The following is a 16,245-nucleotide window of genomic DNA, read 5'->3' as shown; positions in this document are numbered from 1 at the left end:
CGTGCCCAGCCGACGACTCGTGCCACGACTCTTCGTGCGGCTCGTCGATCTCCTTCCCGAACCGAGCCTGCGTGTTCAGCGCATCGTCGCCGCGGCCGTGATCCTCACCCAGGGCGGCATCGCCGTGACCGGCGCGATCGTCCGCGTCACCGCCTCAGGGCTGGGATGCCCGACCTGGCCGCAGTGCTTCCCCGGCAGCTACACCCCCGTCCCGCATGCCGAGGTGCCCGTCATCCATCAGGCGGTCGAGTTCGGCAACCGGTTGATCACGTTCCTCGTCGTTCTGACCGCAGCGGCGGCCGTCATCGTCGTCGTCCGTGCGCGACGCAGGCGCGAGGTGCTGATCTACGCGTGGCTGATGCCGGCGTCGACAGTGCTGCAGGCCGTGATCGGCGGCATCACCGTGCTCACCGGGTTGCTGTGGTGGACGGTGGCCGTACACCTGCTCGCCTCGATGCTGATGGTGTGGCTCGCCGTGCTGCTGTACGTCAAGATCGGCCAGCCCGACACGGGCGTGCTGGTGCGGCGCGCACCCAAGCCCCTGCGCCTGCTGACCGGCCTGTGCGGGATGACGCTGTCCGCGGTGCTGATCACCGGCACGATGGTCACCGGCGCAGGGCCGCACGCCGGCGACAAGAGCATCGACCGGCCGGTGCCGCGGCTGCAGGTCGAGATCACCACACTGGTCCATCTGCACTCGTCGCTGCTGGTGGCCTACCTCTCGCTGGTGGTGGGGCTGGGTTTCGGCCTGGTGGCCGCCCGCGCCACCCGGCCCGTGATGCGTCGTCTCGCGGTGCTGGTCGCACTTGTCGCCGCGCAGGGGCTGCTCGGTGCCGTGCAGTTCGCCACCGGGGTTCCCGAGGTCCTGGTGGCGTTCCACGTCGCCGGGGCGGCCGCGTGCACCGCGGCGACGGCCGCGCTATGGGCGGCGCTGCGCGAACGGGCCCTTCGCGAGGGGACCCAAGCCGAGCTCGTCGAGAGCTGACTCGACCGCCAGCGCGAATCTGCGCTGCTGCCGGTTCCGGGCAGGCTCGTCGAGCTGACGCCATCCCAGTGACGGCTCAACCAACTCGAGCTCCAGCAGGGCGGGCGCGTCGGGCCCGCCCAGCACGTCGACGCGCGCGTACAGCAGGTCGGTGACCCGGATGCCCAGATGAGCCGCTGCGGCGGCCAGCGCCGCGTGGCCGACCTCCCACAGCTCGTCGTCGGGGTCCGCGAGCTGCAGGCGCTCCTCGGCGTAGGTGCCGGACGGGTCGAGCGTCGGCCCCTGCCCGGGCTCGGGCAGCATCGGCCCCTTGGTGAAGGCGTGTGACGGCTCACCGCGCAGGAACACCAGCGCGGTCTCCCCGTCTGCGACTCGCGCGTCGTAGGGCTGCACCAGCGCCGTCCGTCCGTCGGCCTGCAGGGCCACGGCATGCGCGTACGCCGCGTCCGCGTCGCGGAACCGCATCGCGCCCACCGATCCGGCGCCGACCGCCGGTTTGACCACGACCTCCCCCTGCGGGATCGCCACCGTCTCCCCCGGCCCGAAGAAGGCACTGCGCACCGTCGCCACGCCGGCGGCGGCCAGGTCCGCCAGATAGCGCTTGTCGGTGTTCCACGCGACGACGTCGGGGCTGTTGAGCAGCCGGGGCACCTGTCGCGTCCACGCCAGGAACTCTGTGAGCCGCTCGGTGTAATCCCATGCCGCGCGCAGGATCACGACGTCGGCCTCCAGCGTCGCGGGGTCGTCCCAGGACAACCACCGGGCGTGCAACCCGCGGGTCCGCAGCGCGCCGACCAGACCGGCGTCGTCACCGTCGCCCTCCGGTAGCGCAGGACATCCCGCCAGCACGATGCGCGGATGGAACACCTCGGGGCGGGCGAGCTTCATGACGGGCATGATGTCACCTATGTACGCGATCGAAGTCGCCGAGACCGGCGGGCCGGAAGTTCTGTCCTACGTGGAGAAGCCCCAGCCTGCACCGGGACCCGATCAGGTGCTGATCAAGGCCGAGGCGATCGGCGTGAACTTCATCGACACGTACTTCCGCTCCGGGCTGTATCCGCGGGAGCTGCCGTTCGTCGTGGGCACCGAGGTGTGCGGCACGATCGAGGCCGTCGGCGACGACGTCGCCGCGCTCAACGTCGGCGACCGGGTGGTGACTGCGCAGGCCCTCGGCGCCTACGCCGAGTACTGTCTGGCCCCCGCCGACTTCGTCGCCTACGTGCCCGAGGGCGTCGCACCTGACGTGGCCGCTTCCGCGCTGCTGAAGGGCATGACGGCGCACTACCTGATCAAATCCACCTACCCGATCCAGCAGGGCGACACCGTGCTGGTGCATGCCGGCGCGGGCGGCGTCGGGCTGATCCTGACGCAGTGGGCCACCAGCATGGCGACGTCGGTGATCACCACCGTGTCCACACCGGACAAGGCGGAGCTGTCCCGGCAGGCCGGCGCGGTCGAGGTGCTGGACTACCCCAGTCAGGAGGACGGGGGCGCCGCCGCCTTCGGCGCGCGCATCCGCGAGCTCACCGACGGGAGCGGCGTGGAGGCGGTGTACGACGGGGTGGGCGCCTCGACGTTCGAGGCCAGCCTGGCCAGCCTCGCGGTGCGCGGCACCCTGGCACTGTTCGGCGCGGCGAGCGGGCCGGTGCCACCGTTCGATCCGCAGCGCCTCAACGCCGCGGGCTCGGTCTTCCTGACGCGGCCCAACCTCGCGCACCACACCCGCACGGCCGATGAGTTCTCGTGGCGCGCGGGCGAACTGCTGACCGCCATCGCCGACGGCACCCTGAGCGTGACCGTGAGCAATCGCTATGCACTACAGGACGCCGAGCAGGCTCACCGCGACCTGCAGGGCCGCAAGACCGTGGGCTCGGTCGTGCTGCTGCCCGGTTAGCGGGTCAGCAGCGTCGGCAGGTCCAGCGCCGAATCGACGGCCAGCGCGCAGAACACCACCGCGAGGTAGTTGTTCGACTGCAGGAACAGTCGCAGCGGCTTGACCGGCTCACCGCGTCGCACGCCGGCGTAGAGCTGATGGGCCATGACCAGGAACCAGGTGCCGGCGAGGATGGCGACCGATGCGTACAGCCATCCGGTTGCGAGCGCCAGGGCGAGCGTGGCGATCACGGTCAGCCAGGTGTAGACGAGAATCTGCTTGGTGACCTGTACCTCGGTGGCGACCACGGGCAGCATCGGCACGCCGGCCGCCTTGTAGTCCTCCTTGTAGCGCATCGCCAGCGCCCAGGTGTGCGGCGGCGTCCAGAAGAAGATGATGAGGAACATCACGATCGCCGGCCAGCTGATCGTGCCGGTCACCGCGGACCAGCCGATCATCACAGGCATGCAGCCTGCGGCCCCGCCCCACACGACGTTCTGCGAGGTCCGCCGCTTGAGCAGCAGCGTGTACACCAGCACGTAGAACGCGATCGTCGCGCCCGCCAGGTGCGCGGACAGCATGTTGGTGGTCCACCACAGCCAGAAGAACGATCCGACCGACAGCGCCAGCCCGAACACCAGCGCGTGACTGCGGGGCACGGTCGCGCGGGCCAGCGCGCGCCGCTCGGTGCGCTTCATCACCTTGTCGATGTCGGCGTCGGCGACACAGTTCAGCGTGTTGGCGCCGGCGGCGGCCAGTAGGCCGCCGAACATCGTGTTGAGGATCAGCAGCGGGTCGACGCTGCCGCGATGCGCCAGCAGCATCGCCGGGATCGTGGTGACGAGCAGCAGTTCGATGACGCGCGGCTTGGTCAGGCCCAGATAGCCGAGCAGTCTGGTGCGGAACCCGTGCGGCGCGGCGTCGGCCGAATCGCCGACGAGGTCGCCTTCGCGGATCCTCACCCAACCAACTCCTTCGTGCCACGTCTACTACAGGCGATGGTAGACCGCGGGGCGCCGTCCCCGAAATTCGCCGTCTGGTTACGGGTGGTAACCGGTACGGCGGGTATCACCCCTGCGTCTTCGCGTCGGTGAGCACTAGGGTGGTTGGTGCGGATCGACACGCCCCACCAAGTCCAAGGAGTGCGCCTCGTGACCACGCTCGAAGAGATCTCTTCGCTGACCCGACCGAACCATCCCGACGACTGGACCGAGCTCGACTCCCGCGCGGTGGACACCGTCCGCGTGCTGGCTGCCGATGCCGTCCAGAAGGTGGGCAACGGTCACCCCGGGACGGCGATGAGTCTGGCGCCGCTGGCCTACACGCTGTTCCAGCGCCAGATGCGCCACGACCCCAGCGACGTGCACTGGTTGGGCCGCGACCGGTTCGTGCTGTCCTGCGGGCACTCCAGCCTCACGCTCTACATCCAGCTCTATCTCGGCGGGTTCGGACTCGAACTGTCCGACATCGAAGCGCTGCGGACGTTCAAGTCCAAGACACCCGGTCACCCCGAGTTCCGGCACACCAAGGGCGTGGAGATCACCACCGGCCCGCTGGGGCAGGGCCTTGCCTCCGCTGTCGGCATGGCGATGGCGTCGCGCTACGAGCGCGGCCTGTTCGATCCCGACGCACCGGCCGGTGAGAGCCCCTTCGACCACTTCATCTACGTGATCGCCTCCGACGGCGACATCGAAGAAGGCGTGACCAGCGAGGCGTCCTCGTTGGCGGGCACCCAGCAGCTGGGCAATCTGATCGTGTTCTACGACAAGAACCAGATCTCCATCGAGCACGACACCAACATCGCGCTGAGCGAGGATGTCGCCGCGCGCTACCGCGCCTACGGGTGGCACGTGCAGGAGGTCGAGGGCGGCGAGAATGTCGTCGGTATCGAGCAGGCCATCGCCGAGGCCAAGAAGGTGACCGACAAGCCGTCGTTCATCGCGCTGCGCACGATCATCGGATATCCGGCGCCGAACAAGATGAACACCGGCGGCGTGCATGGCTCGGCGCTCGGGGACGACGAGGTCGCCGCCACCAAGAAGGTCCTGGGTTTCGATCCGGACAAGACGTTCGAGGTCAGCGACGAGGTGTTCGAGCACACCCGCAAGCTGGTCGAGCGGGGCCGTGAGGCGCACGAGAAGTGGCAGCCGGGCTTCGACGCGTGGGCGGAGCGTGAGCCCGAGCGCAAGAAGCTGCTGGACCGCCTGACCGCCGAGGAACTCCCCGAGGGCTGGGATTCGGACATCACGTACTGGGAGCCCGGCTCGAAGGCGGTCGCGACCCGCGCCGCGTTCGGCCAGGTACTCAACGACGTCGCACCGAAGCTCCCGGAACTGTGGGGTGGCTCGGCCGATCTGGCGGGCAGCAACAACACGACGATCAAGGGCGTGAAGTCGTTCGGTCCGCCGTCGATCTCGACGTCGGATTTCGAGGCCGACTGGTACGGCCGGGTGCTGCACTTCGGCATCCGGGAGCACGCGATGGGCTCGATCCTGTCGGGCATCGTGCTGCACGGCCCGACCCGGGCATTCGGCGGGACGTTCCTGCAGTTCTCGGATTACATGCGTCCGGCAGTGCGGTTGGCCTCGCTGATGGACATCGACACCATCTACATCTGGACCCACGATTCGATCGGACTGGGCGAGGACGGACCCACCCACCAGCCGATCGAACATCTGGCTGCGTTGCGGGCCATTCCGAATCTGTCGGTGGTGCGGCCGGGTGATCCGAACGAGACGGCATACGCGTGGAAGAGCATCCTCGCGCGCGGTAACGGCAGCGGCCCGGTCGGTTTCATCCTGAGCCGCCAGGGCATCCCCGTGCTGGAGGGCACCGACTCCGAGGGCGTCGCCAAGGGCGGGTACGTGCTCGGTGGTGGCTCCCCCGCCGACGACGCCGACGTCATGCTGATCGCGACGGGCTCCGAACTGCAGATCGCCGTCGAGGCGCAGAAGGCGTTGCGCGACAAGAACATCAATGCCTACGTCGTGTCGATGCCGTGCCTGGAGTGGTTCGAGTCCCAGCCCAAGGAGTACCGCGACAGCGTGTTGCCGCCTCAGGTGTCGGCGCGCGTCGCCATCGAGGCCGCGGTCGCGCAGAGTTGGTACAAGATCGTCGGCGACACCGGCGAGATCATCTCGATCGAGCACTTCGGCGAGTCGGCCGACGACAAGACGTTGTTCCGCGAATTCGGGTTCACTCCAGAGGCAGTGGTGGCCGCCGCGGAACGCAGTATCGCGAACTAGTCAGCGAAGGAATTGACATGACCCAGAACCAGAACCTGGCGGCCCTCTCGGCCGCGGGTGTTTCCGTATGGCTCGACGACCTGTCCCGCGAACGGCTGCAGACCGGCAATCTGCAGTCGCTGATCGACACGAAGTCGGTGGTGGGCGTGACCACCAACCCGTCGATCTTCCAGGCGGCGCTGTCCAAGGGTGACGCCTACGACGACCAGATCAAAGAGCTCGCCGAGCGCGGCGCCGACGTCGACGCCACCATCCGGACCGTCACCACCGACGACGTCCGAAACGCCTGCGATGTCTTCGCGAAGATCTACGAGCAGTCCGATGGCGTCGACGGCCGGGTGTCGATCGAGGTGGACCCGCGGCTGGCCCACGACACCGACAAGACGATCCTGCAGGCGATCGAGCTGTGGAAGATCGTCGACCGGCCCAACCTGCTGATCAAGATCCCCGCCACCGAGGCCGGTGTCCCGGCGATCGCTTCGGTTCTCGCCGAAGGTATCTCGGTGAACGTGACGCTGATCTTCTCCGTCGAGCGCTACCGCCTGGTGATGGACGCCTACCTCAAGGGTCTCGAGAAGGCCAAGGAAGCCGGCCACGACCTGTCCCGAATCCATTCGGTCGCATCGTTCTTCGTCTCTCGCGTGGACACCGAGATCGACAAGCGACTCGAGGACATCGGCACCGATGAGGCGTTGGCGCTGCGCGGCAAGGCCGGTGTCGCCAACGCACGACTGGCGTACGCCGCCTATGAAGAGGTGTTCCTCGGCGGTGAGCGCTTCGAGAAGCTGAAGAACGACGGCGCGCGGGTGCAGCGGCCGCTGTGGGCGTCGACGGGCGTGAAGAACCCCGACTACTCCGACACGCTCTACGTCACCGAGCTCGTCGCCCCGAACACCGTGAACACGATGCCGGAGAAGACGATGGACGCGGTCGCCGACCACGGCGTGGTCACCGGTGACACGGTCACCGGCAAGGGCGCGGAATCGCAGGAGATCTTCGATCAACTCTCCGCTGTCGGCATCGACCTGACCGACGTGTTCATCGCGCTCGAGGAGGAAGGCGTCGAGAAGTTCGAGAAGTCGTGGCAGGAATTGCTCGAAGCCACGCAGGGCCAGCTCGACGAGAAGAAGTGACCCGGCTGCGATGAGCGCTTGCGCGAAGAGCAAGAGACGACGATGAGCGAAGCCTGGCAGAACCCGCTGCGGGACAAGCGCGACAAGCGCATGCCCCGCATCGCGGGCCCGTGCTGTGTGGTGATCTTCGGTGTCACCGGGGACCTCGCCCGCAAGAAGCTGATGCCCGCGATCTACGACCTGGCCAACCGGGGGCTGCTGCCACCGTCGTTCGCCCTGGTCGGCTTCGCGCGGCGGGACTGGGCCGACCAGGACTTCAGTCAGGTCGTCCTCGACGCGGTCAAGCAGCACGCCCGCACGCCGTTCCGCCAGGAGGTCTGGGATCGCCTGGCCGAGGGAGTTCGCTTCGTACAGGGCACCTTCGACGACGAGAAAGCCTTCGAGAGCCTCGCCGAGACCCTGGGCAAGCTCGACGCCGAGCGCGGAACCGGTGGCAATCACGCTTTCTACCTGTCGATTCCGCCGAAGGCGTTTCCTCAGGTGCTCGAACAGCTCTCCCGCACCGGCCTGGCCAAGAAGCCGGAGGGCAGCTGGAGCCGCGTCGTCATCGAGAAACCATTCGGGCACGACCTCAAGAGCGCCGAGGAGCTCAACTCGATCGTCAACAACGTCTTCCCGGAGTCGTCGGTGTTCCGCATCGACCACTACCTCGGCAAGGAGACGGTGCAGAACATCCTGGCGCTGCGGTTCGCCAACGAGCTGTTCGAACCGGTGTGGAACTCCCATTACGTGGACAGCGTGCAGATCACGATGGCCGAGGACATCGGTCTGGGCGGGCGCGGCGGTTACTACGACGGCGTCGGGGCTGCGCGTGACGTGATCCAGAACCATCTGCTGCAGCTACTGGCGCTGACGGCCATGGAGGAACCCGTCAGCTTCTCCCCCGACGAGCTGCAGGCGGAAAAGATCAAGGTGCTCTCGGCGAGCAAGCTGGCCGAGCCCCTCGACGAGACCACCTCGCGGGGTCAGTACACCGCGGGCTGGCAGGGCGGCGAGCGGGTGGTCGGATTGCTGGAGGAGGAGGGGTTCTCGAAGACCTCCACCACCGAGACGTTCGCCGCGATCACCGTCGACGTCGACACCCGCCGGTGGGCCGGTGTCCCGTTCTACCTGCGGACCGGAAAGCGGTTGGGCCGCAGGGTCACCGAGATCGCGCTGATCTTCAAGCGGGCCCCGCACCTGCCGTTCGACGCCACCATGACCGAGGAGCTGGGGCAGAACGCCCTGGTGATCCGGGTCCAGCCGGACGAGGGCATCACGCTGCGCTTCGGGTCCAAAGTGCCGGGCAACATGATGGAAGTCCGCGACGTCAGCATGGACTTCTCCTACGGGTCGGCGTTCGCCGAGGAATCGCCGGAGGCCTACGAACGGCTGATCCTCGACGTCCTGCTCGGCGAGCCGTCGCTGTTCCCGGTCAACCAGGAGGTCGAATTGGCTTGGCGCATCCTCGATCCCGCGTTGGAGTACTGGGCCTCGCACGGGAAGCCGGACCCCTACGAATCGGGCGGGTGGGGCCCTGATTCGGCCTTCGAGATGTTGCGGCGCTCCGGCCGGGAATGGAGGCGGCCATGATTCTCGACCTTCCGGACACCACCACCGACGTCATCAACAAGAAGATCATCGCGCTGCGCGAAGAAGGCGGCGCTATAACGCTGGGCCGGGTGCTCACCCTCGTCATCGCGCCCACCACCGAGGCACTGCTCGAGGACTCGATCGAGGCGGCCAACGCAGCGAGCCGCGAGCATCCCTGCCGCGTCGTCGTCGTCGCACCGGGTGACCGCCTCGCGGACAAGGCCAGGCTCGACGCGCAGCTACGCGTGGGGCGGGACGCAGGCGCGAACGAGGTCGTGTGCCTACGGCTCTCCGGGCCGCTGGCCAACCACGCCAGCAGCGTCGTGATGCCTTTTCTGCTGCCCGATACGCCGGTCGTGACGTGGTGGCCCGATGTGGCCCCCGATGTGCCCGCCGAGGATCCACTGGGCAAGATCGCGCTCCGGCGTATCACCGATGCCACCAACGGCACCGACCCGCTGGGCTCTATCAAAGGCCGCCTCAAGGGCTACACCCCGGGCGACACCGACCTGGCATGGAGCCGGATCACCTACTGGCGGGCACTGTTGACGGCGGCTGTCGATCTGCCCCCACACGAGCCGATCACCTCGGCGCTGGTGTCGGGGCTGGCCACCGAGCCGGCGCTCGACGTGCTGGCCGGATGGTTGGCCTACCGCATCGACGGCCCGGTCCGCCGCGCCGTGGGCGAGCTGAAAGTGGAGCTGGTCCGCGACAGCGAGACGATCACGTTGAGCCGCCCCCAGGAGGGCGTCACCGCGAGACTCACCCGCACCTCCGCCCCCGAGGCTCTGGTTCCGTTGGCGCGCAGGGAGACACGCGAGTGCCTCGCCGAAGACATGCGGCGCCTCGATGCCGATGAGATCTATCACGAGGCCCTCCAGGGCATCGAGAAAGTGCAGTACGTGTGAACGCGATCGTCGAGCGCTTCGCAGACAAAGACGCTCTGGTGACTGCCGCCGGGGACCGGCTGGTGGACGCGATCACCGCGGCGATCTCGGCTCGGGGTCAGGCCAGCGTGGTCCTGACCGGCGGCGGCACCGGCATCGGGATGCTCGAGCGAGTCAAGGAGCGCAGCCGCGAGATCGACTGGTCGAAGGTGCACGTCTACTGGGGCGACGAGCGGTTCGTCACCCACGACGACGACGAGCGCAACGACAAGCAGGCCCGCGAGGCGCTGCTGGATGACATCGACATACCCGCGGTCAACGTGCACGCGATGGCGGCCAGCGACGGCGAGTTCGGCGACGACCTCGACGCGGCGGCGGCGGGCTATGAGCGAGTGCTGAACGAGACTTTCGTCGATCCCGAGCGCGAATTCGACGTGCACCTGCTGGGCATGGGCCCTGAAGGCCACGTCAATTCCCTGTTCCCGGACACCGACGCCGTGCGGGAGACCGAGCGCATGGTGGTCGGGGTGACCGATTCACCCAAGCCCCCGCCGCGCCGGATCACGTTGACCCTCCCGGCGATCCAGCGATCGCGTGAGGTGTGGCTGGTGGTGTCCGGCGACGGCAAGGCCGACGCGGTCGCCGCTGCGCTCGGCGGGGCGGCCCCGGTCGATCTGCCCGCGGCCGGCGCTGTGGGTCGCGAGGCCACAGTGTGGCTGCTCGACGAGGACGCGGCGAGCATGCTCTAGCCCAGGACGATCACGTGTAGCGTCCGCGGGCCGTGCACGCCCTCGACTCGGTCCAGCTCGATGTCGCTGGTGGCGCTCGGTCCGCTGATCCACGTCAACGGTCGAGTGTGGGAACCCGAATCGACTAGCCGCGCAAGGGCATTGGGCACGTCGTCGACGATCTGTGAGACGTGCACCACGCACACGTGCACGTCGGGCACCAGGCTCAGCGCCCGCCTGCCCTGGCCTGGGCCGTGGTCCAGGACCAGTGTGCCGGTGTTCGCGATCGCCACCGTCGCGGTGGTGACCACCGCGTCGACGGCATCGAGTGCGTCTGCATTCAGCCCCGTGTCGGACACCCACGGCGCAGCGCCGGGCCACCGGGCCTGGACGGCGGGATCTGCGATCACGGTGCGCGCATCGGCCAGCGCGGCGCTGATCGCTTGTGCCGCATCGGCTTCGGCGACGCGGTCGACGCGGGCACGGTAATCGGCGACACGCTCGACAAACCGCTCGACGAGGTCGAGATCACCGGTGCCGACGTCGGCGCCGTAGCGCCACGGGATGTCGGCCGGCGCCGGCCGGTCGGACAGCGCCGCACGGACACGGGCCAAGATCGCCTCGCGCGCCTCACTCATGGCCGCCTCCTGTTCTGTCCCACCACGCCCGGAACGACTCTGTCGGCGGCACCGGCGCGTCGCGCGCCCCCGACCAGGCGCTGGCAGGCCACGGCAGTGAGCGCAACCGCTGCTTGCCGCCGAACAGCTTGCTACGCAATGTCTTACCGCCCGCGGCCGCCACCTTTTCGAGGGCCTCCAGGCGGCGATGGTCGCCGAGCAGCCAGCTCGCCGCCGTCATCGCGACCTGCTCGCCCGACGGCACTCCCCCGCGATGTTCGTCGACCACGCGGGTCCGCATGTGCACCAGCATCGACGGGATGTCGATGCGGACAGGGCACACGTCGAAACACGCTCCGCACAGACTGGACGCATAGGGCAGCGATTTGTCGATCGCGCTCGTGGTGCCCCGCAGTTGTGGCGTCAGCACGGCACCGATCGGCCCGGGATAGACCGAACCGTAGGAGTGTCCGCCGGCGCGTTCATAGACCGGGCACACGTTCAGGCATGCCGAGCAGCGGATGCACCGCAGCGCGTCACGGCCGTCCACGTCGGCGAGCACCCCCGTGCGTCCGTTGTCCAGCAGCACGATGTGCACCTCGCGCGGGCCGTCGCCCTGCGCCGGCCCGGTCCAGATCGAGGTGTACGGGTTCTCCCGTTCCCCGGTGCTGCTGCGCGGCAAGACCTGCAGCATCACCTCGAGATCGCGCCACGACGGCAGCACCTTCTCGATGCCCACCACGGAGATCAGCGTCTCGGGCAGGGTCAGGCACATCCTGCCGTTGCCCTCCGACTCCACCACGACCAGGCTGCCGGTGTCGGCGATCGCGAAGTTGGCGCCGGAGACGGCGACCTTCGCCCGGAGGAATTTCTCCCGCAGGTGCAGCCGGGCCGCTTCGGCGAGGCGGCGCGGTTCATCGGTGAGATCGTCGGGCGCGGGCCGGCCGACCCGGCCCATCTCCCGCAGGAAGATCTCGCGCACCTCGGCGCGGTTGCGGTGGATGGCCGGGACCAGGATGTGGCTCGGCCAGTCGTCGCCCAGCTGGACGATCAGCTCAGCGAGATCGGTCTCCCACGCGTCGATTCCAGCCTCGGCCAACGCCTCGTTCAGCTCGATCTCCTGGGTGGCCATCGACTTGACCTTGACGACCTCGGAGGCGCCCTGCGCCCGCACCAGCTCGATGACGATCTGGTTGGCCTCGGCAGCGTCGCGCGCCCAGTGCACGGTGGCTCCTGCCGCGGTGGCGTTGGCCTCGAAGGCCTCCAGGTGCTCGTCGAGCCGGTGCAGCGCCGCGTCCTTGATGGCGGCTGCCGCCAGCCGCAGCTCCTCCCAGTTGTCGAGCTCTCCGACGACGTTGGCCCGCTTGGCGCGGATGGTGCCGGTGGCGTGGGTGAGGTTGCGGCGCAACACCGAGTTCTCCAACGCCGACTTGGCTGCGGTCGGGAAGGACGGAAGTCCGAGGTGTACCCCCGTGACACCGACGTGCGGGTGTCCGCTCATCAGGAGTCCTCCTCACTGCTGGCCAGGATTTCCGCGAGGTGCATGACGCGCACACCGGCACGCTGACGCGACAGAAGTCCGCCGATGTGCGCCAGGCACGAATTATCGCCGGCGACAAGCACTTCGGCGCCGGTGTCGCGGACTGCCCTGGCCTTGTCAGAACCCATCGCCACCGAGGTGTCCGCGTTCTTCATCGCGAAGGTGCCGCCGAATCCGCAGCACTGGTCGGCCCGTTCGAGGTCCACGAGGTCGATCCCGCGCACGGCCTCCAACAGCCGGCGGGGCCGATCGCCCACACCGAGCATCCTCAGTGAATGACAGGTGGGGTGGTAGGTGACGCGGTGAGGGAAGTACGCGCCGACATCGGTGACGCCGAGGACGTCTACGAGGAATTCGGAGAGCTCGTAGACGCGCGGTGCCACGGTCGCGACGCGCGCCGACAGGTCGTCGTCCCCGGACCGGGCGGCGATATCGCGATGCTGGTGACGCACCGATCCGACACAGGACCCCGACGGTGCGACGACGGCGTCGTAGCCGGCGAATGCGGCGGTGAATGCGCGGACCGCCGGAACGGCCTCGTCGGCGTACCCGGTGTTGGTGAACATCTGCCCGCAGCACGTCTGGTCACGCGGGAAGTCGACCTCGCAGCCCAGGCGGCGCAAAAGCCGGACAACGGCTTTCGGCGTCTCGGGCCACATCAGGTCGTTGTAGCAAGCGGCGAACAGCGCTACCCGAATCCTCATACGGACATCTTGACCACCGTATCCGACCGGGCGGGTCATACTTGCCGACATGGCAGATCGAAGCGGCAGACCCGTGCGCACCGGATCCGAACGCATCCGCAAGCTGGCGCAGGCCGCGCTCAACGCCGACGTCACCGTCGAGCAGGTAGACACCATCCTGGAGGGATTGAGCGAGACGCTCGATGACCTCGATAAGTCCACCGGCAACCTGGATGCCACCCTGGCCCGGTTCAACGACACAATCAGCAGCATCGACGAACTGGCGCCCCGCCTGATCGCGGTGGTCGACCGACTCGAGGGCATCGTGACGCGGGTCGAGCGGATCGTCGGGGTCGGCGAGTCACTGGTCGCCCCGCTGGCCATCACCGACCAGGTCGTGCGCGGGGTGATGGGCCGAGTGATGCGCGGCGCGGGGCTGGGGTGACCTCAGCCAGCCGGTGCCGCATAGCTCTCGGCGCGGAGCGCGACGAGAGCCGGGACGAGAAACCGACGTGCGTAGTTTTCCGGCCCCATCGGGCCGTCGATGTCGACGACGCCCCCCGGTATCAGGACGAGCGAATGGATCTGCCGAGCAATGTGTTCGGCGAACGGCGCCTGCATCTCGGCCGGTATGGTCTCATTCCGGACGAGTGATTCGATCAACTCGCGTGCGCGGTCGAGCGCAACGCTGCGATCAGCGATGATGTACGGCTTCAATGCGTCCGGGTTGACCTTGAGTGTCGTTTGAAGCGCTTGGTGGTCTCGCAGCCACCGGTATGCCGCACTGAACCCGACGATCAAGCGTTCGTCGGGGTCCTCGATATCGCTCACAGCCCTGCTGATTGCCGCAAAGAATCTCTGCAACTCTGCCGAAACCAGAGCCTGGATCAGGGAATCCTTGCCCTTGAAGTGCATGTACAGCGTGGCCCGCCCGATGCCACCGAGACGCGCGACCTCATCCATCGAGACCTTGCGCAACCCGGTGGTCTCGGCCAAGTGAAGTGTGGCTCCTAGTATCCGGCGACGCGTACCGGATGCGGTCCCGGGGCCTGGACGAGCAGCCATGCCGTGGAGTTTACCCTGGCCGCATCTTCGCCAGGTGAAATAATTACAGACACATAGATGACTTTTGTCTGTATGCCTGTTAGGTTCCGAGACACCAGGTCGGTCGACGACGTCGGCCGCTCGTCCAGCGTTTCGGAGGACAGACAATGACGACCACCTCGTCGACTCGATCCGATGCCCGGCGCGATCGCGCACAGAAGGCAGATCGGTTGCTCGACGGGTCGATGCGACGCTCTTACGACTCGTCGATCGACATCGACTGGGATGCGCCGCAAGATCCGGATGTGTTCTACCTGCCGGAAGAGGGCATCTCCCTTTTCGGCACCCCCATGTGGGAATCGATGCCGCATCGTCAGCGCGTCGAGCTATCGCGGCAAGAGGTCGCGAACATGCTGAGCCGCGGCGTCTGGTTCGAAAACACGCTCAACCAAGGCCTCTTCCGCGCGATGCTCTACCAGGATCCGTCCGCGCGGGACGTGCACTACGCACTGACCGAAATCGGCGACGAGACCCGGCACATGATCATGTTCGGCCGCGGCGCCACTGCGATCGGCGCTCAGCCGTACCGGTTGTCCAAGCTCGAAGCATTCACCGTGCAGTTGTTCCCGATCGCGTACAAAGGTCTGGCACTCTGGGTTGCCGCGTTGTGCGGCGAGGAGATCCTCGATGATCTGCAGCGCAAATCCGCGCACGATCCCGACATCCAGCCCATCGTCGCGCAGATCTTCCGCATCCACAGCGCCGAAGAAGCACGCCACATCCGGTACGCACGGGAAGGCGTCCTGCGCCGGCTGGAGCGCGCCGCATGGTGGGAACGCGCGTTCGTGCGTCAGATGAACGGCATCGCGGCAATTGTCCTGCGGCGCATCATGTACAACAAGGATGTCTACCGCCGCGCGGGCCTGGACCCCGAGGAGGCGATGCGGCAGGCGCGTGCCAATGAGCCGGTGAACGCGAGCCGGCGCGAGGCATTCGCGCCCCTGTACCACTTCTTGGTGGACAACGGCCTGATGGGCTGGGTGTCCCGTCTGATGTGGCGCAAACAGGGATTCCTCGAGTGACCCCACGCAACACCACCGTGGTCGACGTCGCGGTACGTGGTGCCTCTCCTGGCATCGAGCACTTGGCGCGCCGTGTCCGACGAGTGATTGCAGCGGAGCCCATCGTCCTGTCAGCCGATCTCCCCATGACGTTCGATCCCGAGAAAGACCGGTGGATCCTTACCGGAGACAACGGCAGTAGATGCGAGGCCGGCATCGTGGTCGATGCAACGGAAGCCGTGGATCGGCGTGGTCTACTCGACGAGGACGACGCCCGCGCGCGCTTCGGCTCGCATCGGTATCTCGGAGTGGCGCGGCACGGCTTTCCCAACTACTTCGTGGCCGGTGATCGCGACGCGGCACGCTACATCGTCCGTTGCCTGAAGGCCTTCGGCAGCAGACACGCGACGCGGATCGAGATCCGCGGTCACGCTCAGTCGCAGGCGGGTCGCTACATCGACCTGCAGCTGGAGCGCCTCAATCCCTCGGTGCGCAAGCGTCCAGTTCTCGACGACTTCGAATTCACCCATCGCGACGAACGGGAGAGCGACGGCGACTACCGCGGTCCCGCGATGATCACCGACGCGAACGGGGCCGCATACGAGGTCGACATCCATGTCCTCGCGGTGTTCCAGCCGATCGACAACGCCATCCGATGGTCCGGTCGGGTTCAGCCGACACCGCTCCTGAATGCGTTGCACCGCAGGGTGAACCAGCCGATCACGATCACCGTCGGAGCCAATCCGGCAGTATCCGCGGTCCTCGTCGACCGTGACCCGTGGGGCGGTTCGCACATCCTCGGCTCCGGAGCATCCCCCTATCCACTGCCGCTGGCAGCTGAGCTGGCCGGATTCACAGACATCTAGCGAGGAAC

16 protein-coding genes are annotated in these 16,245 nt (G+C 67.6%); 10 read left to right on the top strand and 6 right to left on the bottom strand.

What is annotated here, in order from left to right; genetic code table 11:
* Window position 1: 1 nt before the first annotated feature.
* Complete coding sequence (locus tag DMB80_RS11170) at window positions 2-985, top strand: COX15/CtaA family protein (protein WP_240431126.1); 984 nt, start codon at window positions 2-4, stop codon at window positions 983-985.
* On the opposite strand, the gene DMB80_RS11165 is transcribed toward DMB80_RS11170, so the two are convergent.
* The gene (locus tag DMB80_RS11165) at window positions 920-1,873 is read right to left on the bottom strand and encodes an ATP-grasp domain-containing protein (RefSeq protein WP_111509969.1); all 954 of its coding nucleotides are present in this window, start codon (window positions 1,871-1,873) and stop codon (window positions 920-922) included. The two genes, DMB80_RS11170 and DMB80_RS11165, sit on opposite strands and share 66 nt — an antisense overlap.
* Before the next feature lie 19 nt (window positions 1,874-1,892).
* On the opposite strand from DMB80_RS11165, the gene DMB80_RS11160 reads away from it, so the two are divergent.
* Complete coding sequence (locus DMB80_RS11160; protein WP_205538623.1) at window positions 1,893-2,882, top strand: quinone oxidoreductase family protein; 990 nt, start codon at window positions 1,893-1,895, stop codon at window positions 2,880-2,882.
* Here the strand turns inward: DMB80_RS11160 and DMB80_RS11155 are convergent.
* A complete protein-coding gene (locus DMB80_RS11155) occupies window positions 2,879-3,823 on the bottom strand; it encodes a heme o synthase (protein WP_111509917.1) in 945 nt (314 codons plus the stop codon). The two genes, DMB80_RS11160 and DMB80_RS11155, sit on opposite strands and share 4 nt — an antisense overlap.
* A gap of 189 nt (window positions 3,824-4,012) precedes the next feature.
* Here DMB80_RS11155 and tkt point away from each other — a divergent pair, with 189 nt between their 5' ends.
* From tkt to pgl, 5 genes are read left to right on the top strand one after another with little or no spacing between them, the layout of a single operon-like run.
* The gene (gene tkt, locus DMB80_RS11150; protein ID WP_111509967.1) at window positions 4,013-6,106 is read left to right on the top strand and encodes a transketolase; all 2,094 of its coding nucleotides are present in this window, start codon (window positions 4,013-4,015) and stop codon (window positions 6,104-6,106) included.
* 17 nt (window positions 6,107-6,123) lie between these two features.
* Window positions 6,124-7,239 carry a transaldolase gene (gene tal, locus DMB80_RS11145; RefSeq protein WP_111509916.1) on the top strand — a complete coding sequence of 372 codons (1,116 nt, stop codon included), beginning with the start codon at window positions 6,124-6,126 and terminating at the stop codon, window positions 7,237-7,239.
* A 42-nt stretch (window positions 7,240-7,281) separates the two neighbouring features.
* Window positions 7,282-8,811: a glucose-6-phosphate dehydrogenase gene (zwf, locus tag DMB80_RS11140; RefSeq protein WP_111509915.1), complete on the top strand. Its 1,530-nt coding sequence runs from the start codon at window positions 7,282-7,284 to the stop codon at window positions 8,809-8,811.
* Window positions 8,808-9,719 carry a glucose-6-phosphate dehydrogenase assembly protein OpcA gene (gene opcA / locus DMB80_RS11135; RefSeq protein WP_111509966.1) on the top strand — a complete coding sequence of 304 codons (912 nt, stop codon included), beginning with the start codon at window positions 8,808-8,810 and terminating at the stop codon, window positions 9,717-9,719. The genes zwf and opcA overlap by 4 nt, the downstream gene beginning before the upstream one ends.
* Entirely contained in the window at window positions 9,716-10,447 is a 732-nt protein-coding gene (pgl, locus tag DMB80_RS11130; protein WP_111509914.1) for a 6-phosphogluconolactonase, read from the top strand. Before opcA ends, pgl begins: the two co-directional genes overlap by 4 nt.
* Here pgl and DMB80_RS11125 read toward each other — a convergent pair.
* Genes DMB80_RS11125 through DMB80_RS11115 form a run of 3 tightly spaced genes read right to left on the bottom strand, consistent with a single transcriptional unit; the run spans window position 10,444 to window position 13,287 of the window.
* The gene (locus tag DMB80_RS11125; protein ID WP_111509913.1) at window positions 10,444-11,064 is read right to left on the bottom strand and encodes a LutC/YkgG family protein; all 621 of its coding nucleotides are present in this window, start codon (window positions 11,062-11,064) and stop codon (window positions 10,444-10,446) included. The two genes, pgl and DMB80_RS11125, sit on opposite strands and share 4 nt — an antisense overlap.
* Entirely contained in the window at window positions 11,057-12,544 is a 1,488-nt protein-coding gene (locus DMB80_RS11120; RefSeq protein WP_111509912.1) for a LutB/LldF family L-lactate oxidation iron-sulfur protein, read from the bottom strand. Before DMB80_RS11120 ends, DMB80_RS11125 begins: the two co-directional genes overlap by 8 nt.
* Window positions 12,544-13,287 (bottom strand): (Fe-S)-binding protein, encoded by a 744-nt coding sequence (locus DMB80_RS11115; protein ID WP_111509911.1) that lies wholly within the window; start codon window positions 13,285-13,287, stop codon window positions 12,544-12,546. The genes DMB80_RS11120 and DMB80_RS11115 overlap by 1 nt, the downstream gene beginning before the upstream one ends.
* Window positions 13,288-13,336: 49 nt before the next feature.
* On the opposite strand from DMB80_RS11115, the gene DMB80_RS11110 reads away from it, so the two are divergent.
* Window positions 13,337-13,711, top strand: coding sequence for an ATPase (locus DMB80_RS11110; RefSeq protein WP_111509910.1), 375 nt, complete (start codon window positions 13,337-13,339; stop codon window positions 13,709-13,711).
* A 2-nt stretch (window positions 13,712-13,713) separates the two neighbouring features.
* On the opposite strand, the gene DMB80_RS11105 is transcribed toward DMB80_RS11110, so the two are convergent.
* Window positions 13,714-14,331, bottom strand: coding sequence for a TetR/AcrR family transcriptional regulator (locus tag DMB80_RS11105; protein ID WP_111509909.1), 618 nt, complete (start codon window positions 14,329-14,331; stop codon window positions 13,714-13,716).
* A gap of 146 nt (window positions 14,332-14,477) precedes the next feature.
* Here DMB80_RS11105 and DMB80_RS11100 point away from each other — a divergent pair, with 146 nt between their 5' ends.
* Together DMB80_RS11100 and DMB80_RS11095 are read left to right on the top strand one after the other, a co-directional pair.
* On the top strand, window positions 14,478-15,392 hold the full coding sequence (locus DMB80_RS11100) for an AurF N-oxygenase family protein (protein WP_111509908.1): 915 nt from the start codon (window positions 14,478-14,480) through the stop codon (window positions 15,390-15,392).
* Window positions 15,389-16,237: a DUF4873 domain-containing protein gene (locus tag DMB80_RS11095; RefSeq protein ID WP_111509907.1), complete on the top strand. Its 849-nt coding sequence runs from the start codon at window positions 15,389-15,391 to the stop codon at window positions 16,235-16,237. The genes DMB80_RS11100 and DMB80_RS11095 overlap by 4 nt, the downstream gene beginning before the upstream one ends.
* The last annotated feature ends 8 nt before the right edge of the window (window positions 16,238-16,245 follow it).

This window comes from Mycobacterium kyogaense (assembly GCF_003254575.1).
Classification (GTDB): domain Bacteria; phylum Actinomycetota; class Actinomycetes; order Mycobacteriales; family Mycobacteriaceae; genus Mycobacterium; species Mycobacterium kyogaense.
Note: the sequence above shows the minus strand (reverse complement) of the source record. Positions and strands in the feature narration are given on the sequence as shown.

Coding starts and splice junctions, on each gene's coding strand:
- DMB80_RS11165 (WP_111509969.1), bottom strand. CDS start 1,873: ATGAAGCTCGCCCGCCCCGAGGTGTTCCATCCGCGCATCGTGCTGGCG.
- zwf (WP_111509915.1), top strand. CDS start 7,282: ATGAGCGAAGCCTGGCAGAACCCGCTGCGGGACAAGCGCGACAAGCGC.
- DMB80_RS11105 (WP_111509909.1), bottom strand. CDS start 14,331: ATGGCTGCTCGTCCAGGCCCCGGGACCGCATCCGGTACGCGTCGCCGG.
- DMB80_RS11160 (WP_205538623.1), top strand. CDS start 1,893: ATGTACGCGATCGAAGTCGCCGAGACCGGCGGGCCGGAAGTTCTGTCC.
- DMB80_RS11120 (WP_111509912.1), bottom strand. CDS start 12,544: ATGAGCGGACACCCGCACGTCGGTGTCACGGGGGTACACCTCGGACTT.
- opcA (WP_111509966.1), top strand. CDS start 8,808: ATGATTCTCGACCTTCCGGACACCACCACCGACGTCATCAACAAGAAG.
- DMB80_RS11100 (WP_111509908.1), top strand. CDS start 14,478: ATGACGACCACCTCGTCGACTCGATCCGATGCCCGGCGCGATCGCGCA.
- DMB80_RS11115 (WP_111509911.1), bottom strand. CDS start 13,287: ATGAGGATTCGGGTAGCGCTGTTCGCCGCTTGCTACAACGACCTGATG.
- DMB80_RS11125 (WP_111509913.1), bottom strand. CDS start 11,064: ATGAGTGAGGCGCGCGAGGCGATCTTGGCCCGTGTCCGTGCGGCGCTG.
- DMB80_RS11110 (WP_111509910.1), top strand. CDS start 13,337: ATGGCAGATCGAAGCGGCAGACCCGTGCGCACCGGATCCGAACGCATC.
- tal (WP_111509916.1), top strand. CDS start 6,124: ATGACCCAGAACCAGAACCTGGCGGCCCTCTCGGCCGCGGGTGTTTCC.